11 protein-coding genes are annotated in these 19,656 nt (G+C 34.0%); 3 read left to right on the top strand and 8 right to left on the bottom strand.

Annotated elements, in window-relative coordinates:
- Positions 1 to 359: 359 nt before the first annotated feature.
- On the top strand, positions 360 to 947 hold the full coding sequence (locus ACVFVN_RS06835; protein ID WP_165130396.1) for a zeta toxin family protein: 588 nt from the start codon (positions 360 to 362) through the stop codon (positions 945 to 947).
- Positions 931 to 1,077: a hypothetical protein gene (locus ACVFVN_RS06830; RefSeq protein ID WP_165130395.1), complete on the top strand. Its 147-nt coding sequence runs from the start codon at positions 931 to 933 to the stop codon at positions 1,075 to 1,077. The genes ACVFVN_RS06835 and ACVFVN_RS06830 overlap by 17 nt, the downstream gene beginning before the upstream one ends.
- A 740-nt stretch (positions 1,078 to 1,817) precedes the next feature.
- Here ACVFVN_RS06830 and ACVFVN_RS06825 read toward each other — a convergent pair.
- The 8 genes from ACVFVN_RS06825 to ACVFVN_RS06790 form a co-directional block, all read right to left on the bottom strand.
- Positions 1,818 to 7,331: a lectin-like domain-containing protein gene (locus tag ACVFVN_RS06825; RefSeq protein WP_456234729.1), complete on the bottom strand. Its 5,514-nt coding sequence runs from the start codon at positions 7,329 to 7,331 to the stop codon at positions 1,818 to 1,820.
- A 549-nt stretch (positions 7,332 to 7,880) separates the two neighbouring features.
- On the bottom strand, positions 7,881 to 8,468 hold the full coding sequence (locus ACVFVN_RS06820) for a Crp/Fnr family transcriptional regulator (RefSeq protein WP_165130391.1): 588 nt from the start codon (positions 8,466 to 8,468) through the stop codon (positions 7,881 to 7,883).
- 208 nt (positions 8,469 to 8,676) lie between these two features.
- On the bottom strand, positions 8,677 to 9,261 hold the full coding sequence (locus ACVFVN_RS06815) for a hypothetical protein (protein WP_456234728.1): 585 nt from the start codon (positions 9,259 to 9,261) through the stop codon (positions 8,677 to 8,679).
- A gap of 120 nt (positions 9,262 to 9,381) precedes the next feature.
- Positions 9,382 to 13,410 carry a hypothetical protein gene (locus tag ACVFVN_RS06810; protein WP_456234727.1) on the bottom strand — a complete coding sequence of 1,343 codons (4,029 nt, stop codon included), beginning with the start codon at positions 13,408 to 13,410 and terminating at the stop codon, positions 9,382 to 9,384.
- Between the two features lie 1,603 nt (positions 13,411 to 15,013).
- Entirely contained in the window at positions 15,014 to 15,481 is a 468-nt protein-coding gene (locus tag ACVFVN_RS06805; protein WP_456234726.1) for a hypothetical protein, read from the bottom strand.
- 80 nt (positions 15,482 to 15,561) lie between these two features.
- Complete coding sequence (locus ACVFVN_RS06800; RefSeq protein ID WP_456234725.1) at positions 15,562 to 15,900, bottom strand: helix-turn-helix transcriptional regulator; 339 nt, start codon at positions 15,898 to 15,900, stop codon at positions 15,562 to 15,564.
- A 126-nt stretch (positions 15,901 to 16,026) separates the two neighbouring features.
- The gene (locus ACVFVN_RS06795; RefSeq protein ID WP_456234724.1) at positions 16,027 to 16,623 is read right to left on the bottom strand and encodes a hypothetical protein; all 597 of its coding nucleotides are present in this window, start codon (positions 16,621 to 16,623) and stop codon (positions 16,027 to 16,029) included.
- 235 nt (positions 16,624 to 16,858) lie between these two features.
- Positions 16,859 to 18,331, bottom strand: coding sequence for a helix-turn-helix transcriptional regulator (locus ACVFVN_RS06790; protein ID WP_456234723.1), 1,473 nt, complete (start codon positions 18,329 to 18,331; stop codon positions 16,859 to 16,861).
- Positions 18,332 to 18,830: 499 nt separating this feature from the next.
- Between ACVFVN_RS06790 and ACVFVN_RS06785 the strand changes: the two genes are divergently transcribed.
- Entirely contained in the window at positions 18,831 to 19,310 is a 480-nt protein-coding gene (locus ACVFVN_RS06785) for a SixA phosphatase family protein (RefSeq protein ID WP_165130381.1), read from the top strand.
- Positions 19,311 to 19,656: the final 346 nt, after the last annotated feature.

The raw sequence follows: 19,656 nt of genomic DNA, 5'->3' as shown, positions 1-19,656 counted from the left end.
GTTAAACGGAACGAAACATCCACATTCTTGGAGTATAATGGATTCAAATGATACAATGAATTGGATTATAAAACAAATAAAATAAAAGTCCTTCTGCTAACATAGGTTTTGCAAAATGCGGGGTTTAATCATAAATTGAAATTTCGTCAAAAAAATTCGCAACTGCTTTTCATATTGTTTTTTTACCTAAATTAGACAATCTGAAAAAGCATTTGCTACGTTTCTGAATTCTTGAACTTTCAGTCCTTCGAATTCCCTCACTTCGCCAATACTTTTTCCGTTAGCTGTAATCCGATTTGAAATTTCGTCATCAAAAGAAAATTTTATAAAACAAGAAATTAAATCCTAACTTTGTAATTATGAAAGAAAAAAATCTTTACATAATTGCTGGTTGTAATGGTGCTGGAAAAACAACAGCATCTTTTACTATTTTGCCTGAAATTCTCGATTGTAAAGAATTTGTAAATGCTGATGAAATTGCAAAAGGTCTTTCTCCATTTCAGCCTGAAAAAGTTTCCTTTGAAGCAGGAAGAATAATGCTTAATAGAATAGATGAGCTTTTTGAATATAATGAAAGTTTTGCATTTGAAACAACTTTAGCGACAAAAACTTACAAGCAAAAAATTCTAAACGCACAAAAAAATAAATACAATACTACTCTATTATTTTTTTGGCTGAAAAACCCAGAATTGGCAAAAGAAAGAGTAAAAATAAGAGTTCAAGAAGGAGGACATAATATTCCAACAGAAGTAATTGAAAGACGTTATCAAAACGGCATCAATAATCTTTTTAAAATATATCTTCCAATTGTGGATCAAGTTTTGATTTTTGATAATTCGGAAGGAAAACATGAGCTAATTGCAGAAAAAAATCTTGATGAAGATATTGCAATTCACAATCAAGAAAAGTTTAATGAATTAAAAAATTATTATGACAAAAGAAGCTAAAACAGAAAGACGAAATAAAATAATAAAAGGTCTTGAAAAAGCCTATGAAAAAATGCTTGAATTTAAACGAAAAAACAATAGTGAAATTGTTGTAATTCAAGAGAATAAAATCGTGAAAATAAAGCCGTAAATTCGGACTACAGCTAACAGTGTATTGGAAAAATGCGGGATTTTGTAAACGTTGAAATTTTGTAAAAATATTCCGCCGAATGCTTTTCAATTCTGCGATTTTTTGTAAGTTAGCAGAAGTGAAAAAGCATCGGTTTCGTTTCTGAATTCTTGAACTTTCAGTCCTTCGAATTCCCGCACTTCGCCAATACTTTTTCGTTAGATGTAATCTCACAAAAAAATAGTACGTATTAAATCTATGAAACAAAACTTAATTTTAATTGTAAGTCTTCAAACTAATTTGGACAAATTTCATTCAATCCTTAAGGAGGATTTCGGGTTATAAACTTACTAATTTTTCTTGATTATTTATTTGTCTTCTTTTTCGGATTGAATCCGCTTTTATTTGTCTTCTTTTTTCTAAAATTATTTCAACTCATACGATATCTTGGTCTTATAACTTGAGAAACTTCAGTTTGTGCCGTAGTATTTTGGTATAAATAAGCAACAAATTTTTAGAACAAAAACAATTTATCTATTGCTTACTGTAATTGTTAGAATTAGCATTATCTTTTAAATTATTAAAAAACTTCTCTATTATGAAAGTATTGAACTTGTCAGGTTGTGATCCTGTGCTCAGTTTGGATTACATAAGGTTTAGCCTATATTTTAATTTTTTTAGATTGTTAATTTTAAATAATTGAGACGGGTATGATTTGTTTGAATCATATTTCCGCCTCAATTATTTATATTATAAAATGATTAATTAGGACAAGTCTGTGTACTCATACAATACCAATTAAAAGTTGTTCCCCCATCATTAGAAGTATAAACTTTCAAACAATTGTTGGTAGTATCATAAACCATCATCCCTTCAACAGGATTGGTAATAACTAAAGTGGTTCCGTTATCAGCAACAGGCTGATTGCTGGTGTTAAATTTAACTCTGTTCACTACAAAACCTTTCGTTTTAGCTTCCAGAACTGTCCAAGCACTTTGTCTTACCATAGGCCAGTTATCATTTTCTACGCCTGCTCTTCCTAATGCGGTAATACCGTGTTTAGAAGGATAAGTGTTGCCTGCATCTGTAATTCCTGGTTTGTAGCAGAAAGTACTACTACATTGAGAATTTACACTAGCGTTCTGTGCATCTCCTACAGCTTGTCCGCTAGCTCCAACAACCGTTGGGATACCATTAGCATCTACACTTGTTCCAAAATTAATATTTGGTGTTTGAGTACTTAAGGTTCCTGATGCTGTTGTAGATGGATTGAAATTACCTGCGCCTTCTATTGCATCTGGGCAACCATCGCCATCACTATCTAAATCTAAATGATTAGGAATCCCATCGCCATCCATATCACAATCTATTTGTATTCTTGGCGATATAATTTCAGAAAAAGCCCCTCCATTAAGGGCATGTACCGTATAACCCACTTTCACAACACGTTTAGTTCTGTCGATAGCAAGAAGAGTAAGGTTTGCTGATGCCTGACCTCCTGATGACTCTACCGCCATTGCTCCATTTATTGTTGAAAGGATTAGATTACCTGTTGGTGATACACTTGCTAAACTTAAATTTAAATTACTTTGTCTTGTGCCATCTTCATATACAACGAAGAAATTACCAAATTTTGAATTAGCATCCATGCCTCCCAGAGTAAAATCTATGTTATCATTTGCAAAATAGACAGGATTACTAAAATTGATAGACATTTCTTTACCTACAGCTGCAGTAGCGTTGCCCATATGCCAACCGATGGAATAACCTGTAATAGCAGGGGTTATTGTTGCCGTTGTAGGAACTACCTTAATACCACTTACAGTATTTACAGTGGCGCTTTGTCCACTATAAAAATCGGTACTAATAGCAGATTTACAAATTTCTGCGGTATCCAAAATTCCATCATTATCATCATCCAGATCCTGCCAATCAGGAATACCATCACCATCAGAATCTAAACACTGACTATAGTTGGTTGCGATTTTTGAACCTCCTACACCTTGTCCTGTTCCTGCAATTGTTGGAACTCCCATTGTGGTTGGCGTGTTTCCAACAGTATTTCCTAAGTTGCTTGTTACTGGTCCTGCTGTACCAGTATAACTGCCTCCTGTGTTTCCTCCAGGCATTGATGAATTTACGAGATTGGGTGTTGTAAATGCAGCATCGCCTTCTATGGCATCCGGACAACCGTCTCCGTCTGAATCTAAATCTAAATCATTTGAAATGCCATCCTGATCTGTATCGCAGGTTTTTAATGCAAACAAAGAAAACGCTACGGAATCTCCAGAGTTTATATTTGTACTATTTATGGTAATACTACTTACCAAAGAGTCACCTTGCCCTTTAAGTAAAATTCTTTGATTATTTGTTCCATCGTGAGTCATCACACCCGTAATAGGATTATAATTTAAATAAGGATCTGTTGCAGATAAACCATACACTATTAGTGATGTAAATTTTCCATTAGGATTTCCACCATCTACTTTAAAACTAACAGAAGAACTTAAACTGCCTTCAGGATCTAGATCAGTTAAATAGAAAGCTATTTCTTTGGCTTTAACAGGCGTGCTAAAGGTATAGGTAAAGTTGTTAAAATTGCCACTCACTACATATCTCCTTTCGGCACCACTATTATTAACGTAATAATAATGTTTACCATCATTAAAAGAATTACTATCGGTTTGAGTAGTGGATGTACCTAAACTTACTGTAAGATTAGAATTTGTATCGCCTTTCCATGTACCATTTGTATTTTGAGCTAAAAATCCTGTACAATTTTCATCAATATCAAGGATTCCGTCATTGTCTGAATCAAGATCTAACCAATTTGGAACGCCATCATTATCGCTATCTAAACAGTCATTTTTACCGATATCCTGAGATTGACCTACCCCTTGTCCACTAGCACCAGCCAATGTTGGTACACCATTAGAATCAACATCGATCCCAAAATTTTGATTAGGATTTTGAGATGAAATATTTCCTGATGCTGTAGCTAACTGGGAAGTTGTAAAGCTTCCTGCGCCTTCTATAGCATCTGTACAGCCATCTCCGTCGCTGTCTAAATCTAAATGATTAGAAATACCGTCATTATCAAAATCTAATGTTAACGGTAAAGCACATAAATCATCAAAACCTACAGAATTATTATTACCTGCTCCACCTGTGGAAGCTGTAAATCCAAAATACGCTGAATTTCCACCTAAAATAGTTTCGATAGCATTAGCACCTGTTGTTGGAAAAGTATAATTGGTAACAGGAACGCCGTCAAATGTATAAGAAAGGTTTCTGGTTGCAACATTCCAATTGATTACAACATTGTGCCAAAGCCCGTCATCTACCGTTCCGTCTCCTAATTGAACGTCTCCTGCTAATTTGCCTGTGCCAACCCAACCAGCAGTAGTTCTGATGCTTCCGTGATCTAAAGAAGGGTCACAGTTTCCGCCGTTATTTGGATCATTTACACAACCATTTTCAAAAGTGTCTAATTCTAAAGCAATTCCATTGGCAATTCCTCTTGCCCCTAAACCTTGACCATTCGTTCCTCCTGCTAGCTGACCCGCCGGACTGTTATGGAAAACAATGGCAATACCATCGGCATCAGATAATAATGCCTTCATAGGTAAAGAAAAACTTTTTGTAAAATCTACCTTTCCATAAGACCAAATCTGTCCGTTTTGAGAGCCTCCATTTGTTAATCTAAATTGATGTACTGGTCCTGTAGAAGGGCTTGTAATTAAGGTAGCGCTATTATTGGCTTTAAAAATTTTATCAACCGTAGTGTTGAGGCCGTTTTCCACACAATCCAAAATACCATCATTGTCATCATCAAGATCTTGCCAATCCGGAATACCATCTCCATCAGAATCTTTACAATCTTTTAAGGTGTCTAAAGAGTCTCCAATACCTTGTCCGCTTGCTCCAACTGTTGTAGGAATACCATTAGCATCTACCGCTGTTCCAAAATTGATATTTGGAGATTGAGATGTAAGCGTACCTGAAGCTGTAGTAGTTGGATTAAAATTACCAGATCCTTCTACCGCATCCGGACAGCCATCGCCATCACTGTCTAAATCCAGAAAATTAGGAATTCCATCACCATCAAAGTCTGAACAAGAAATAAAACCTACAGAAGCAATTGCTATATCATCTACTGAATTTCCACTTGTTCCTGCTCTGAAACGGATTTGAAAAGTACCACTGGCTGAAGAAATATTTGGAGGTAAAGTTATAATCAAATCTGTATTGGTAGTAGACCAAGTACCAGCAGAGCCAATAGAGGGTAAAGTACTGATATTGGTTACAGCACCATTATTTCCTCTAACAGTAGGAATACTACCCGCTACTCCAGTTCCTGTGTCTATGGTAGCATAAACAGTACCATTATACAAAAATTCAGTAACAAGCGTTGAGGTAGCACCAGAAGTATTGGTTGTAAGCCAATTGATGTCATTTACATATATATTGCTATTTCCGAAAACACCATTTAAGCTCTGGCTTACAGTAGCAATTGTACTATTATCTGCTGTGAATTCCAAACCTCTGGAAGTTAAGGAGTAAGAACCACTTGTAGTCCATCCTGTAAGAGATCCAGAAGTAGGAAATACTCCATTTGTTATTCTATTTGATGATGCACATTCGTCGGTATCTAAAATTCCATCATTATCATCATCAAGGTCGCAGGTGTCTAGAACTCCGTCTCCATCAGAATCTATAGTATTTGCAATAACGTTAACTGTAGCTGCTGGGCTGTAGCAAATATTAGTACTGTCATAATAAAAAGCATAATAAGTACCCGCTCCTGCCTGAGTAATTTGTGTTCCGAATAAAGCTGTACCTGTATGGGTATTGTTGGTAAACCATACTAAGGACGTGCTTGCAGGAACTGTACCTGTATGAGCTGTATTAAGATTTACAAACGTAGCAGGACAATTGATGAAAAGATTTTCCACTGTTGGCGCCACTGTTCCTGCAGCACAAGCAGTAACACCAAATCTATTGGTAGTATTATTCGGGCTGTTTACAGTACCAATGGTTAGGGTAAATTCACCATTAATAGTTCCGTCACTAGTTCCGTTAGTGGTACTTTCACCCACGGTGCCCCAACCTACAGGCAACTCTTTTACTGGAGCAGGTTGCCCTACTGTACCCTGTGTTTTACTTAACTGAAATTTGATAACATCGCCCTCTATCAATGCACCACCTGCAGCAAATGTAAAAACTCCAGATGTATTAACCAATGCTGTAGCCACAACATTTCCGTTGGTATCTACCGCATTTACATATAATGCATTGGCGATGTTCCAGATACCTCCACCTGTCCCTCCATTGTTTATTCCGCCTGTTAAGCCATTATTGTCAATATAAACGGTACCAGAAACAGAAGGTCTTGCCATTGGCAAAATAGAAATTAAGTTGGCAGACGCAGTTTCTGTAGATGGATTTGTAGCACTTCTTGATAGTGTAAAACTAGGGTCTCCTGAAGAGATTGTTCTATAAGCCGTAGTATAACCTATACCATCGTGTTCATTGGGAGAAAGTGTATAGGGAGAACTTCCTGCTGTATTAGTTACTATATCTGATTGTATTGCTGTCCATCCAGTGGAAAATGTAACGGTTTTAGATTGTGTAATGCCACCAGTTCCTAAGAAAACAATATTTCCAATTGTATTTCCAACAGGAATCGTAGGAGTAGTACCTGATAGTGTTAAAAAGGGTGTAGTATCAAAATCTGTAACGTTATTCCAGCTTAGTAAAGAAAGATTGGCACTTGCATTCTCAAAAACAGCTACATTTACAATCATTTCATCACCAGAATTTTCCGGCAAATTAATCCCAGTAAATGTTACAGTTGCTATTCCAGTAGGCAGTCCCATTGCATCTGAGACATATCTTACTGTGTTATTAGTAGAAAAATCTACAGTAGCCAAGTTACCACTGATATTTTTATTAGATGACCAAGGAGCAGATAAAAATGTTCCAGAGACACCATTTACAAAAATCGGATGCGCACCATCTCCATCTGTTGCTCCATCGGTGTTATATACAAAATTACTGTTATATGTACTATGAACTCTTTCGGAAAAAGTGCTAATAATCATTACTCTGTTTTTCCCAGCAGGTATATTTATACTCACTGTAGGTATTCCTGAGGTCCCATTACCGTTAGCTTTGTATGTGCCACTTGCAATAAGAGTAGGCGTCTGAGCATAGCTAAAAATAGATATAGCTACTGCCAGCAATGCTAAAAAATTTTTAAATTTTGCATTCATACTAATTAAATTTTCATGTTGGATTGTTATGTTTTGTTTTTTTAAAGTTATTCTTTGGCTGTTGCAATAACTTTTTACCATCTTTTTCGGAGTTTACACCTCCGTTGTCACAGGCTTTGGGTGCGTAGGGCTACCTAGAAACTGTGTGGTGCTTACATTTAGCCTTGTTTTAAGAGATTTTGTCCGGAACAGGAAACTTTTGAATGGGAACTCTACCCTAAGAATGAATCATTCTTTATACTCAATAAATTTATGTTGGGAGATTTTTTCAAGTTTCTGCATCTTCATCTAGTGTTATTAGGTTAAATTTATTTAAAGAATTACTAATCAATCTTTTTGATCTCATTTTATAATTCATTTGATAAATAATTTTTTCGAAATAAATTTTAAATTTCATCAACTTTTATTTTAATATTTCAACGAAAATAAAATAATAACATATTATTATCAAATAAAAAACCTATTTATTAATAATAATACACTTTCGCTATTTATATTATTAGCAATAGACAATGACACTATAAACAAAAGATGAGAACACGCAGTATATCAATCTTTATTTTCTTTTGAAACGAAGTATCTTCTTTTTAATCTACTTAATGAGGTAGGATGAATTCCTAAATAAGAAGCAAGATCTTTTGATTTTACATTTAAAATTAATTGAGGATTTTTTTGCAAAATTTCTAAATACTTTTCTTCTGGAGATAAGCTTAAAGATGTATAAAAATTACGGTAAATTTCTACCGCTGTTCTTTTCCAGTACATTAGAAGCAAGCTGGCAATATTCGGATATGATATAATTGCTTCTTCTAAATCATCATAGTTTAGCAAAAACATACTCGTCTCTTCTAATGTTTCAAAAGTGAGGGATGAAGCGCGATCAAGAGCTAAAGTATCTATTGATCCATAAATTCCATTATTTTGCACAAACCAAACCGTTCTATTATTCTTATTATAAACTCTTATTAGTCCTTTTAGAATTATTCCTACCTGTTTTATCTGTTCACCTCTATGAAGTAAGATTTTATCTTTTGGAATAGTGACAAATTGAACCAGTTCTAAAAGTTTTTCTCTGTCTTTTGAATCTAAAAAATCATTCTGATCAAAATATTTATCTGAAAAATCATTTAATGTCATAGTAATTTCGATATGTGATTCCTGAATAATATTTTATAATTGATGAACATTTTGTTTTACCTAAAAATCATTGATGGCTAATCTCAAATATTATTCTTTGGATTAATTTTAAAAAGCCTTCAGCTAAAAAAGAAAAAAGAAATCTGAAAGATCTCTAAAAAACACATTTGACATTTTTAGACCGAAGGCAGTATCGATTAACTTATGTTTAAGGCTTCCAAAACGACCAATTCTTACCATTAAAAACCGCCAGTTGTCTATTGGTGGTATCATAAACCAACATACCAGCTGCGGGATTCTTAATATTAAGATGTGGCTCTGCTACTTTTGGTAAAATCATTGCCTTGTCTGTATCTGTTAATACCAATATCCCTGGTGTTGTATCTGTAGCGCCATCTTTACCTATTGCTGCTTTTGCACTAGTAAGTTCTGTTTTAGAATCTTGCAAGGTGGTAATTGCAGTTCCATTAGTATCTACAGACAAATCAAACCAAGTTCCTGCTTTTTTATATTTTACTTTGTGATCAGATGTGTCATAAACGATTGTTCCGTCTACCACTGTGTTACTTCCTGCATATCCTGTAATAAAAGGAGAAGAATTACTGGTTCCTGTCACCCAAGGAAGAACAATTCCCTTTTTTTCGGTTGTATCTGAACCAAATTCTAAAGAAATTCCCGGATTAGGAGTTACATTATCAGATAGTTTTGTAATTGCTGCTTTTCCGATTGCTACCTGTGAAAATGCAACTGTAGAAACTGTAGCTAATAATAAAATAAGTGTCTTTTTTTTCATAGCTGTAATTTATTTTTTGTTAAATTTTGATTCTGTTTTTTAATTGAGATTTCCAATGGTGGCAAGATTTTACTGCCACCCGTTTGGAAAACTCCTCTTATATATGAAATTGTGTTTATATTAATTAGGGCAGGCTTGTGTAGTCATACAATGCCAAGCGAAAGTAGTTCCGTCGGTAGTTGTATAAACTTTCAAACAATTGTTAGTGGTATCATAAACCATCATTCCTTCAACTGGATCGGTAATTACCAACGTTGTCCCATTATCTGCAACAGGCTGATTGCTGGTGTTGAATTTCACTCTGTTGATGACAAACCCTTTTGTTTTAGCTTCTAGAACTGTCCAAGCACTTTGTCTTACCATTGGCCAATTATCGCTATCTGTTCCTGCTCTTCCTAATGCGGTAATACCGTGTTTAGAAGGATAAGTGTTGCCTGCATCTGTAGCGGCAGGCTTGTAGCAAAATGTCTCTCCAATTTTTATGGATATTGTAGGGCTATAGCAAACCGCTAAACCATCATAAAATGATATATAATATGTAGTTCCTGCAACGATAGCCGTAGAATTTGCCAATTTATTAGCATCTGTAGCAGTAGCACCAGAATGAATGGTAATCACTGTACCTGCTGGTTTATTGCTAGCCGATAACAAAGCAATTAAATCTCCTACAGTAGCTGGGTTAGATGTAATATTCGTACTTGCTAATACAGGCGCGGCTGTACCTGACTGACACGTGATACATCCCCAGTAAACATTATTTGGTAGCTGCAAAGAAACCCCTCTGCCTCCTGTATAAAACACAGGTAATAGTGCTGTAGGGTTATTAGTTGGTGGAGTATCCGGTGTAGTAAAATAATACAATCCCGAATCGTATCCAACAATATACAATCTACCGTCTTTTGCAACTTTTAAACCTGCACCTTGGCTACCAATTGTTCCAATTGAATAATCGTTTCCGGTTGTTGTGTCATGATATCTTATTGTTCCCGATAAAGATGGAACATAATAAATATACCTTCCATTAGGGGATAATGCTGCCGAATAACCTGTCATCTCATCACTTTTAACAATTCCAGTATTTTGGGTAACTTTTACATCCCAAGTTCCTAATGCACCTGTAGATGGGTTAAAATTAGCTAAACCAATTTTATTATGTCTTGCAATTAATAATTTTCCAGAATTGCGGGGATCCCAAGAAATAAATGAACTAACTGCAATATAAGTCGGATCAACTCCAGATAAATTAGCTACATCTGTTGATGAAACTGGTGTAGAATTAAAACCAGATGCTTTAGTATATAGATACGATTTTAATTTTTGATCTGTAGTATTTACTAATATCCAATAATCTACCCCGTTGGTATGAGGAATTACTTCTAAAGCTTCGTAAATCGCGCTACCAGACAAAAGTGTGGTAATACCTGATAAAACATTGGTTTCTGCATTGTATTTTGCACTTCGTAAAGGACCTGCTGTGTTACCAGATGCATTACCAAATATTATAAAATCTCTACCCAATACGCCATTTGCATCAGGTATTACAGCAGCAGCTTCTCCTGCAGAGTCATTTCCACCTACAAAACCAGTAGCCTGTAACCCATCTGAACCTCGGAAAACTTTATTACCATCTGTGACAAAAATAAGAGCTCCTGTGATAGGGTTTGTAACTGCTGTATTCCCTTCATAAGAAGTAATATTACCTTGACCAAAAGTTCCTGCAACTGGGTTGTTCAACACAGCACTTCCCGATTGAAAATCAATTTTAACAGCAGAACCACTTGGCCATCTATAAGGCAACCACCATGTTTGTTGTGCTGCATAAGGATCTGGTGGACAAACGAAAGAAATACAATCATTTTTAGAAGCATCTATAGATTGACCTATTGCTTGCCCACTAGCACCAACTTCTGTTGGCACACCATTAGCATCTACCGTGGTACCAAAATTGATATTAGGTGTTTGAGAGCTTAAAGTTCCAGAAGCTGTAGCAGTTGGATTAAAATTACCTTCACCTTCTTTTGCGTCAGGGCAACCATCAGCATCTGAATCTAAATCTAAATAATCGGGAATACCATCACCATCAGTATCTCTAAGATTACAAGGATATGGAATTAATCTGTACATTATTGCTGTTGGCATACTTTTATTAAAACTAAAGGCAGCCGTTTGGTTACCTGTAACCCCCGTTTTTGTGGCAGTAAATACAGAAATACCATCGTTTTCAGGTAAATCAGATGATGTATTTGGGTCTGTTGCATAAGTTCCGTTTGTATTGGCTACAGAATTAGAAGTTATAGTATTCCAGCCAGAATTGATTGACATTCCGCTTTGAGCTGACGTTGCACCAAATGCCAATAAAACATTATTTTGTTCAATAGTACCCGCTGGTTGACTATTAGCTAGCATATTACCTGATATTGATAAATCATTTGTTGCTAGAATTGAACGCTGACTGCCAATGTATTCAAGATTGTTTACATGATCAAATACTAATATTTCGGCATGCCATTCGTCGCCAGCATTTTTAGGTAATTGAAAATTTGATAAATCAATAGAATTTAAACCAGCAGAGATTTGAGAATCCCATAATGTATAAACATATTGTGTAACCGAAATTGTTGCGTCTGAATGCGAAATACTAGGTGAAGATTTAAAAGAAGTATTGTAGGCACTTGCAGTCATATTATTACTGCCAAATTTCACCACTGGGGCATTTGCAAAATTATCAGTGGCTGGCAAGGTAGATTCCCAGTTATCACCGTAAAGTGTAGATGTGTGATCTCGCTCAATAGTAAGTGTTAAAAACATTAACCTTTTACCCGTACCTGTTGTAGGAGCACTGAATGTAATATTTGGCCTACCTGCTGCACCACTACCAGTTGCGGAAAACGTTTTACTTTCAATCAATAATGGAGTTGATAAGCAGAAGCCCTCATCTGTATCTAAGATACCATCATTGTCATCATCTAGATCATAATAATCAACTACTTCGTCACCATCAGAATCAGTATTTGGAACCACCGTAATTACAACTGAATTAGTATTTACGCTACATCCGCCAAGACTAGATACCACTGCTCTATAATACGTTGTAGAAGTCATTGTTCCTGGAGAATAACTAGCTGATGTAGCTCCTGAAATATTAGCAAAAGTTACATTATCTGTAGAAGATTGCCATTGTATAGTTCCTGTAGAACCTGTTAAACTTAAAGCCGAAGGAGCGCTACCAGATACTATCGTTTGATTAGAACCTACAGTTCCTGCTACAGCAGCAGGATTTACTGTGTATGCTTGGTTTACCGTTTGTCCAATGGTTTGGTTATAACCAGTAATGGCTGGTGTAGCAGATGGTACTGCCGGAACACCACTTGAATTTACTGTTGTATTTAATGCATTATTTGTAATATATGAAGCGCCACTTGTAAAATTAGCGCCACCTTCTATCACATCAGGACAACCATCACCATCGGAGTCTAAATCTAAATAATTAGGAATTCCATCATTGTCAAAGTCACAAAATGATTGATATACAATAATATCATCAATTGCTAAATCATTACCAGCACCACCTGGAGCATTGTTTACAAGAACTAAATCAATATTAGCGTTAGATGTAGGGATAAATATTGCAGGGTTTTTAAAGAATTTCCAAGCACTAGGACTACCTAAAGCTTCTCTAGGGATGTTACCAGTATTATAACTATATAGTGTAGTGGTGCCTTGCATAAACTTTACGGTGATATTAGGTAAATTTCTTCCATTATTTGCTGCAATATTAGTATCAATATTCATTATCCATAAAGATGCATTAATAGGTGCACCTTGTACAATATTAGTAAGAGTTCTTCTATAAAATTCTCCTGCAGTATTGCTTGCATTTACAACAAACATTCTACCACTGCCTATAGTACCACCACCAGTATGGTCTCCTAAAGTAGATTGCCAAATACTTGCAGCCCAAGATGATGTATATCTAACTTGGTTAAAAATAGTGTATCGATTATCTTGTAATGAAAAAGGAGCAGAAGCACCATCATTAGAGTTAGCAGGAGTTTTGCCTACCTCTGCAGCATAATAATTGTAGTTGGTAGTAGCACCAGTACCTAAAGTAGCCATATTAACACTAAGTGTTCCATTGGTAGTACTCATTGTGCCAAAGTCTTCTTTAAAGATAGTATTTATAATAACACCATTGCCTGTAGGTGTAGTGGGATCTGGTACTCCACAAGCGCTATTTTCTACAGTGTCTAATATACCGTCATTATCATCATCTAAATCTACGGAGTTTGCAACACCATCTCCATCTGTATCTAAATTGTTAATTACAGTAATAGTTTCTGTAGCTGTATCACAAATTGTTGGATTTGATTTATCACAAATTTGGTAAGTTACAATATAAGTACCTGCAGGTGTACCTGGAGCTACATTTATCATACCAGTAGAAGTATTAAGTGTAACCCCTGAAATTGTTGTAGAAACTTGTGAAAGATTAACATTACTTATTGTAGCAGGAGATGCATTTAAAGTATCATTAAACAAAACAGATATTGTACCACTATTACCAGAAGTTATTGTTTGAGTACCATTAACTGCGTCTACTACAGAAGATGGAAATGTCCCATCAATATTAGGACAAATACCAATATTAGTCACCAAAGGTGCAGAACAGTTTGCAGCTGCTCTACAATCAAAAGTAACATTTGCGCCTGTTTGTGTAGTGGTGGTGCCTGTAGAAGTAACATAATTAGGGTTACTAGCATTAAAAACGGTAGCTTGTGATGATCCACCACTATTCCTTTTAAAATCTAGATTAGGGCCTACTTTTCCACTATTGATTAATAATTGATTTGCTAATTCAAAATAACCTTTTTTGGTAGAACTGCTTGGTCCTCTTAACCAACCGTCTCCTTGGTAAGTATTGAATTTTACAAGACCTTCATTATAAATAATACTAGTTGTGCCATTATTATTGGTTGCTCCTCTAGAATCTAGAATTCCATAATTTTCAAATCTAGTGCCATTTGGTAAATCTAAATCACCATTACCAGAAGTAGCAACATTAAAATTCCCAGTATTGATTATTCTTCCACCGCCTACATTAAATCCTGAGCCGGTATTTATAGTGCCACAGTTAATATAGGTGGTACTAGAATTCATATTGAAACTTTGGCCAATATTTATTACATTCCAGTTTCTAAAATTAGTAGATGTACCACTAATATTAATATTTGATCCTATACTTAAAGTTCCATAATTATCAACAGTATTTGTAGAACTTGAATTTTGAAATTGCAAAACACTAACTTGTACAGTTCCATTGTTGGTAAGAGTATTAGTAGTTCCATTAAAGGTGAAATTATTATTTCCAGTACTTCCGGATCTTAATATACCCCCTGATTGAACATTTGCAGTAAGATTGGCATTAAATGTTGGTGGATTATTAAATTGTAAAGTACCACCAATTTCTAATGTTACATTATTTCCAGATGAAGAAGTAACATTATTTTGTATGATTACTGTCACGCCTGGTGCTACACATATTTTACTGTTGTTTTGAAATGTTACATCCCCAAGAGTAGCGTTAGAAGTAAAACAAACCGTACTACCAGAAGCAAATGTATAATTGCCAGATAATACTGGGTTTGTTACTGTACAACCTGTACATTGCGCGTAATAATTTGCAGAGAATATTAGAGTTAATATCAATGCAAAAATTTTAGAAAAATTTTTTATCATTGTTGTTTTTTTGTTTTTATATGAGGGGTTTAAATTTTAATGAAATTAAAAACCTAAACAAAGGAGTTGTGATATCAGGATATGTAATAGAAATAGTACCGGAGAGGTTATCTGGCACTAACATACTACGTAAACTCATCGAGGCAACTAGTTTTGTATAATCCATCATAACAGCTCCAGTAACCTGACTAGGCATTTTAGTGCCATTAACATATGGAACAGCCCCTTTGTTCGAAGGATTAGTATTAGGTAAATTTGTGTTACCAGTAGTCGTACGGACTCTTTCAATTTGAGTAGATACAATAATCATTCTATTTTTACCAGTGGGTAACGAATAGTTAATGGTTGGGATGATACCTGCTGCTCCACTACCTTTCGCAGAGTATTTTGCAGAACCTTTCAAAGTCGGTACTGGTAGTTGTGCATTAATACAGGTCGAAATCGCGACCAGCAGTAATGTTAAAATTTGTTTTAATTTAATCATTTGTTTATTCTAATTTTTTTTTTGATTTTAAATTTTTGTTTAGATATTATAGCCTCGTATTCTTTGGTAATGGTCAGAGCTTAAACTCTGGACATCCATATGTACATATTGATATTGGGAGGAATATTCAGTTTTTTTCGAATTCTGTATTTTTTACCTTCTACTGCTCTTGTGGATATTTTTTTAAATTGCGCAATTTGCTTAGTCTCCAAATTGAGTTTTATGTATGCACAGAACTCAATATCTGAGAACTTCATTGCCGGATTAATTTTTAGCAATTTCTCGGTGAAGTCGGGATAAGTTTCTAAAAAAGCAATATAAAATGAAGTACTATCTTCATTCAATAACCTTAAAAGTGTACTTAGCGGAATTCTTCTGCTTTCAGGCGGCGCAGAAAAAAAGTGGTCTTTTTCTATCATTTGTATTTTTTAAATAGGTATACAACTTCTTAAGACAACCATTCAAAGTGCTGATTATCTGAAATTTAAGCGGTAAATAATTTGTGTTTTGATCGAAGTTTCAGTCCTTTCGAACAGAAACTTTACTCAAGATAAATGTGTGGGTGGCCTCACCGAATGTTTGCCAGAGAAATAACAAAGTCTGATACTTGGATCCGAGTAACTAAAAACTTGTCCTGTGATGACATACAAGCGTCTCTCAGATCTTTTAATTAAAGAAATTATTATTTTAATTAAATACTGACTACTACCTGTCGTAAAAACAATATTCTCTTTCTGATTCTGAGATATTAAATCTGAGTGATGTGTAGAATTATAATACGCCCGCAATGGCTCTTTTTGAACATAAGCAATTAAGGCTTTATTAGTTACTGTTTTTTTAACAACCTTTTTTTTGGTAGAAGATGTTTTATTCTTTTTTATTGTTTTGATTTCAGCCTTGCTAAGTGCTTCAATATTATAAAGAGTAGCATTATCAGAAATAAAAATCTGTGCTTTTTCAGTTTTTATTTCTTTTAAATCCTCACTCTGGACTCTTTCAATATTTACAAAGTCTCCCGACCCAAAAACAATAGCTTTTCCTGATAGAATAATTTTAGAGTCGTCGTTACTTTCCGAAGTGCTGATTTTTCCATAGATCAGATTGGCAAAAAACAGACATATCAACGCAAAAAATGAAGTCATTTTGAAAGAAATAACCCCAGAAACGCTAAATAATTTTAAATTTGGTTTTTGCAAATGTGTAATTTTTGTATTGAAAAATAGTATGTCATTTTTCTAATCTACAAAATTACTTTTCATGTGCAGTTTAGTATAAATTTTGTGTTATCGGTATTTCACGCAAACTACACAAAACTACACGATATTTATTTTATTTTGATTTTCAGAATGTTACATTTGTAAAAAAGATATATGTTGGCTATAATTTTAAAAACCAGATATACATATTTTCCTCTGCTGAAATTCCTAATTTTTTCCGGATTCTATATTTTTTCCCTTCCACGGCTCTTACAGATATTTTTTTCATTATTGCAATCTGCTTGGTTTCAAGATTAAGTTTAATGTATGCACAAAATTCTATATCGGATATTTTCATCAAGGGGTGAATGTTAAGAAGCTTTTCACTGAAGTCAGGAAATGCTTCTAGAAAAGTTAAATAAAACGAAGAATCATTTTTTAATGCAAGACTGATAAGATGATTATATGCATTCGTTTTGACAATCGGGTCTTTTTCAGAAGTTACTTTTTCCAGAGGTTGTATTTTATTCTTCTTTTTATTGAAATAAAGTTTTCCACCTCCAATTACTATAATTATTAAAGCAACAGCCGACAAGAAATAAAGCAGTGTCCTATTTTGAGAAGGAGTTTCAGTTACGTCTCCTTTATTAGCATATAGTAGAGACTTGACCTCATTTAATCCTTTGTTTTCTTTGACCTGGATACTATCTTCCAGATTACTAGATTTTTGTAAAAACAGCGCTTGCTTTGCGTAATCTTCTTTCTCTCTATAGATTTCAGCTACTTTAGAATATAATTCTTTTGTCTTAGCCGTATATCCAAGCGCTTCTCCAATTTTTATGGCTTTATTATAGCTTGCTAATGCACTGTCATTTGAAGAACCTTTATAATGCTTAAAATTAAATTCCACATCGCCCTTTGCTTTATAATAATCAACTCCCAGATAAGTTACCTCTCCGAATGTCTTAAGCTCTTGTCCTCCTATTTTTAAATATTTTACTGCTTCTTCATACTTTTTTAACAGAATAAGAGAGTTTACCATTAAATTGGTCGAATACAGAACACTTTTTGCACGCTGATGATCATTTTCGATTAATACTGCTTCGTTATAAAGTTTTTTTGAAATAGATAATAAAGAATCTGCATAAGAAGATTTCGGAAGTTTCGATTTTTCAAAATTATACCATTGATAGATATAGATTTCAGTTTTCGCTTTTCTCCTTTTTTCTTTATCCGGAATCTTATAAAGATATCTTTCTGCAAGATTGAGAACTTTTTTTGCCTGAGAATAATTTTTATCCATGAAAAAAATCTTTGCTTCAAGACAATTTGCATAAGTATATTCTTCGTATTGTTGGACCGACAAAGAGAGAGATTTCAGATATTTTAAGTATTGAAGTGCTGATATAAAATCTGAGTATGATGATTTAATTTCTACAATTCTTTTTAATAACCTTATCTGACCTTCTTCATAATCTATTTCTTTAGCTTGATAGTAAAGCTCTGTTAGTTTTACAAGTCCTTCATCATTAAAAAATTTAGAGCTCCAGAGAGCAGTGGTTATACTGTCGATTTGCTTTTCTGTTTTTTTTTCCTGAGAATAAAAAAAAACAATATTAAAGATTAATAATAAAAGAGGTATTTTTGTTTTCATTGTTATTCAGTTAAATAGTATAAACAGCATAAATTATATTGACCTTAACAAATATATTAAATACAGGTTTTGCAAAGAAAGTGAAAATAAATAAAGATAGATACTGATAGAAGCCATTCACCGTTTTTTTTCAAACCTTTTTCCAAATCTTACATTAAACATTTCGATATTTCTTTAGTTATCAATACAAGACCACAACAGCTAAATAAATACTTACTATTCGAATGTTAATTTCTAAATTTTTAGATTATTAAATTACATTAAACAAAAAGTTTAACAGAATTTGCTTGATAAGATGGAAGAATATAATTCATTCTTAATTTGACTTAATCGAACCAAATCATCGATAAAAGTGTTTGAAGATACGCTCGTCAAGGTCACCAAAGAGAGAAAACATAAGTTTTCTCTCTTTTTTTATGTATAGCAGTTTGATTTTAAAATAAAAGTCGTTTTAAAAAGATTTTTTTCTTAATTTTAATTTCCAAAAATTGCAAAAACTATGAAAACAATTCTACTAATACGACATGCAAAAAGCGATTGGCCAGAAGGCATAGACGATTTTGACAGGCCATTAACAGAAGTTGGAAAATCCAACGCTATAAGAATGGCCGAATTTCTTAAAGAGAAAAATACAGCAATCGATTGTTTTATTAGTAGTCCCGCAAAACGCGCAAAAGATACCTGCGACGTGTTTTCAAAAATTTATGATAAAGATTTCGATACCGAACAACAATTGTATAATGCCCGAGAAATTCACTTTGAAAATCTAATTTATGGATTATCCGATGATATTAACTCAGTTGCAATTTTTTCACATAACAATGGCATCTCGAATTTTGCAAATTATCTAAGCGACGAAATTGTTAATCTTCCCACTTGTGGTGTTGCGGGATATGAAATAGACTGTGACAGTTGGTCCGATTTTGAGACTTCAAAAAAGAAATTTTTATATTTCTATTCTCCAAAATCAATTCATTAATTTTAAAAAGATAATCCATTAAATTAGAAAAATCGCTAATTTAATATTGGTATTTTAAAAATAAAAGACGGATAAATTATTCGTCTTTTATTGATTTATAAACCCAAATTGGGTAAACCCTTAGAAGTATAAAATAATATAACCGCTGTGTTTTCCAAAAATTTTAAGTTCATAAAAAATAAAACTAAAATTTCATCAAACTAATTTAGTTATTGACTATCAAAACCTTACAATAAACTACCCATGCGGGTAGTTGTTGAACTACCTCAAAACTACCTTGAAAAAATTCAGTTTTAGAAGTAATAAAGAGCATTTTTGCCCCAGATTGAAAAAACAGGATTTCGAT

This window comes from Soonwooa purpurea (assembly GCF_053891095.1).
The sequence above is the reverse complement of the archived record's forward strand: the minus strand, read 5'-3'. Positions and strand labels throughout refer to the sequence as shown.